The organism is Ramlibacter sp. (genome assembly GCF_035706265.1).
Lineage (GTDB): Bacteria > Pseudomonadota > Gammaproteobacteria > Burkholderiales > Burkholderiaceae_C > Ramlibacter.
Window position 1 is genome coordinate 1 of sequence record NZ_DASSVG010000262.1, and the last position, 3,522, is coordinate 3,522.

Sequence of the window (3,522 nt, forward strand, 5' to 3'; positions counted from 1 at the left end):
CTCGTCCCAGTCGCCGCGGCCGTCGGCATCGCAGTCGAAGGTGATCTCGCGTCCCTTCGCGATGGCCCGCACCTCCTCGACGATGTTCTGGCACAGCGCGCGCAGGTCCGTGGGCGTGGGCTCCACGGAGATGCCGGTACCTTCTCGCTCGCGCGCGAGGTCCAGCAGGTCGCCGACGATGTGCTGGATGCGCCCGACGGCGCGGGTGACCACCTCGACCTGCTTGCGCGTGGGCGTGCCCGGCTCGGACGTCCGCGCCAGCACGTGCGCGGCCAGCTGGATCGCGTTCAACGGGTCGCGGATGTCGTGGCTCACGATCGCCAGGATCCACTTCTCGAAATCGCGCGCGAGTTCGAGCTGCTCGCGATCGTGCTGCTGCTGCGCCTCGCGCACCCGGCGCCGCTCGTCGATGTCCACGCAGCTGCCGACGAAGCCGGTGAAGGCGCCGCTGTCGTCGGTGCAGGGCACGCCGCGGTCGAAGATCCAGCGGAACGTGCCGTCCTTGCGGCGCAGCCGGTACTCCATCTCGAAAGGCTGGCGGCGCGTGAAGTGGTCCAGGTAACAGGCCACGCAGCGCGCCAGGTCCTCGGGATGCACGCCCTCGGCCCAGCCATCGCCCATCTCCTGCGCCATGGTGCGGCCGGTGAAGGCGAGCCAGGTTTCGTTGAAGTAGTCGCACTTCGCGTCCAGGCCCGAGCGCCAGACCATGACCGGCGCGTGCTCGACCAGGAGCCGGTATTCGGTGGGCGACAGGAGCCTGTCCATCCGGACCACTATGCCATCTTTCGCCGGCCGTCTTTGTAAACCTGGGGCGCCGACGGGCCCCGTTCATCCGCCGCGCCAGGCCATGCCGGCCAGCATCAGCGCCCCGATCATCACCGGCTGGTGCACCATGTACCAGCTCAGGCTCCAGCGTCCCATCCAGGCGAGCGGCGCGAAGCCGCGCGGAAGGGGGCCGCGCACGAACTCGCCGCGCTGCCGCAGCAGCCACTGCCCCGCGGCCATGCCCCACCACATCACCCCCAGCCAGGGCAGCACCGGCACGTAGTCCTGCGTCACGGGCTTCACCGAGACCAGGCCGATCCAGTTCCACCAGCGTTCATTGAGAACGTGCAAATTGCCGAACGCGCTGTGCAGCGGCAAGGCCGCGAGCGGCAGCAGGATGGCGAGCAGGCCCGCCGGCCACAGCCACCGCCCCCACCCCGCCGTGAGCCGCACGATCACCAGCATCACGGCGATCCCGTGCAGCACGCCGAAGTAGATGAAGCTCTGCGGGAACATGAACCACGAGCCCGCGGTCACCAGCAGTGCGCAGCCGGCGATCTGCGCCCAGCGGCGCCAGAAGCGCGGCCAGCCCTGCCCCTGCGCGTGGGCGACGGCCTGCCCGAGGCCGGCGCAGAACAGGAACAGGCTCACGATGGCGGTGCGCTGCCGGGTCCAGAACGGGTCGGCCAGGAAGTTCTCGTGGATCCAGCCGAAGTGATCGAGGTCGAAGCAGAAGTGGAACACCGTCATCCAGACGATGGCGGCGCCGCGCAGGGCGTCGATGCGGTCGAAGCGGTGGCGGCGGGGGACTGCACTCACGCGGCCGAGTGTAGTGGCGCGCCCGATTGACGCCCCCGGGCGGCGCCGTTCCAATCGCCCGATGTCCGCCACCCCGGTTGGCATGCCAACAAGAATGGAGATCGCCATGACGAGTTTCCGCCCCCTGCTCTGCATTGCCGCGCTGTGCACCCTGGCCGGCTGCAGCACCCCCATCATGCCCCCCGCGTCCACCACGCTGCCGGTCGCCCCGGCGCTGCAGGCCCTGCCGGGCGACGCCCCGCGCGTGGCCGGCAAGACCGAGATCCTGTGGCTCGGGCAGGCCACCACCCGCATCACCACGCCCGGCGGCAAGGTGATCCTGATCGACCCCTGGATCAAGACCAACCCGAAGACGCCGGCGCGCTGGAAGGACCTGTCCACCCTCGGCAAGGTGGACCTGATCCTGGTCACGCACGCGCACTTCGACCACTTCGCCGACGCCCCCGAACTGGCGAAGATGCACAACGCGCCCATGTACGGGCCGGCCGGCCTGGGCCAGACGGTGGCCACCTACGGCATCCTGCCGGCGGCGCTGGCGCCGCGCTTCGGCAAGGGCGGCACCATCCTGCCCTGGGGGCCGACGGGACCGAAGATCACCGCGGTGCACGCCGAGCACTCCTCCGAGCTGGGCTGGAAGGACGCTGCCGGCAAGGACGTCGTGCTGCCCGGGGGCGAGCCGGTGGGCTACATCATCGAGATGGAGAACGGCTTCAAGGTCTGGCACATGGGCGATACCGGCGTGTTCGGCGACATGCGCCTGATCGGCCAGATGTACCGGCCCGACGTGGTGCTGATGCCGATCGGCAACCACTTCGTCATGAGCCCGCAGGATGCGGCGATGGCGGTGCGCGACATGATCCGCCCGCGCTACGCGATCCCGATCCACTACGGCACCACGCCGCAGCTGCGCGGCACGCCGGCCGAACTGCTCACCGCCATGGGCTCCGCCACGGTGCCACGCATCCTGGTGCCGGAGCCGGGCCAGAAGTACGACTTCTGAGGCCGCCATGCCGCAGCGTGGGCTTGCGATGCACCTGCGGGTCGCCGCGACCGTCCTCTCCGCGGGCCTGCTGCTGGCCGCCTGCGCGAGCCCGAAGGAGCCGGTGGGCGACAACCGCTGCTACCCGCGCGCGGACGGGGCGCAGTGCATCACCCAGCCGCCGCGCGCGCTGGGCCTGCTGGCCGGCGGCACGCCCGTCACCGTGCGGGTGGACGCGCGCTGCGAATGGAATCCCACCGGCGTGATCCTGCAGCGCGGCGAGCGCTACCGGGTGGCCGTGACGAAGGTGGTGGAGCCCTGGGGCGGCGGCCCGCGCTTCCTGAGCGAAGGCGGCCGCCATACGCAGCGCTGGGCCCGCGCGAGCGCGCTGCCCATGCATGCGCTGGTCGGCGCCCAGGGGCGCGAGGAGAAGACCTTCTTCCCCGTCGGTCCGCAGGCCACGTTCACGGCGGCGAGCGGAGAGGAACTGCTGTTCTTCTCCAATACCTGGCCCGGCTACTTCGAGGCCAACCGCGGCTGCGTCGAAGTGGAGATCCAGCGCATCGGCGGGTGAGCGCGGCCGCCTCCGTGTGGCGCGAGCTGGGCCGCACGGACGCGCCCGCCGGCGCCGCTCCTGCAAGGAGGGGCCGATAAAATCGCCGCCTCCCATGTCCCTCCTGAACCACCAGCTCGAGCTCCTGGCGCCCGCACGCGATGCCGACATCGGCATCGAGGCGATCAACCACGGCGCCGACGCCGTCTACATCGGCGGCCCCGAGTTCGGCGCCCGCGTGTCCGCGAGCAATTCGGTGCAGGACATCGAGCGCCTGGCGAAGCATGCGCACCGCTTCGGCGCCCGCATCTTCGTCACCCACAACACCATCCTGCGCGACGACGAGCTCGATGGCGCGCGCAGGATGGCCTGGGACGTGTACCACGCCGGCGCCGACGTGCTGATC

At 70.8% G+C, this 3,522-nt stretch carries 5 protein-coding genes; 3 read left to right on the forward strand and 2 right to left on the reverse strand.

Annotated elements, in window-relative coordinates:
- Nucleotides 1-765 (reverse strand): PAS domain-containing sensor histidine kinase (locus VFM98_RS09650; protein ID WP_325109710.1); only part of this gene is annotated, 765 nt, incomplete at its 3' end.
- A 63-nt stretch (nt 766-828) separates the two neighbouring features.
- Nucleotides 829-1,515 (reverse strand): heparan-alpha-glucosaminide N-acetyltransferase, encoded by a 687-nt coding sequence (locus VFM98_RS09655; RefSeq protein ID WP_414709006.1) that lies wholly within the window; start codon nt 1,513-1,515, stop codon nt 829-831.
- Nucleotides 1,516-1,690: 175 nt separating this feature from the next.
- On the opposite strand from VFM98_RS09655, the gene VFM98_RS09660 reads away from it, so the two are divergent.
- From VFM98_RS09660 to VFM98_RS09670, 3 genes are all read left to right on the forward strand, one after another.
- Nucleotides 1,691-2,584, forward strand: coding sequence for a metal-dependent hydrolase (locus tag VFM98_RS09660; protein ID WP_325109712.1), 894 nt, complete (start codon nt 1,691-1,693; stop codon nt 2,582-2,584).
- Between the two features lie 28 nt (nt 2,585-2,612).
- A complete protein-coding gene (locus VFM98_RS09665) occupies nt 2,613-3,137 on the forward strand; it encodes a hypothetical protein (RefSeq protein WP_325109713.1) in 525 nt (174 codons plus the stop codon).
- Nucleotides 3,138-3,231: 94 nt separating this feature from the next.
- Nucleotides 3,232-3,522: peptidase U32 family protein (locus tag VFM98_RS09670; RefSeq protein WP_414709005.1), on the forward strand; the 291-nt coding region annotated here is incomplete at its 3' end.

Coding starts and splice junctions, on each gene's coding strand:
- VFM98_RS09655 (WP_414709006.1), bottom strand. CDS start 1,515: ATGACGGTGTTCCACTTCTGCTTCGACCTCGATCACTTCGGCTGGATC.
- VFM98_RS09665 (WP_325109713.1), top strand. CDS start 2,613: ATGCACCTGCGGGTCGCCGCGACCGTCCTCTCCGCGGGCCTGCTGCTG.
- VFM98_RS09660 (WP_325109712.1), top strand. CDS start 1,691: ATGACGAGTTTCCGCCCCCTGCTCTGCATTGCCGCGCTGTGCACCCTG.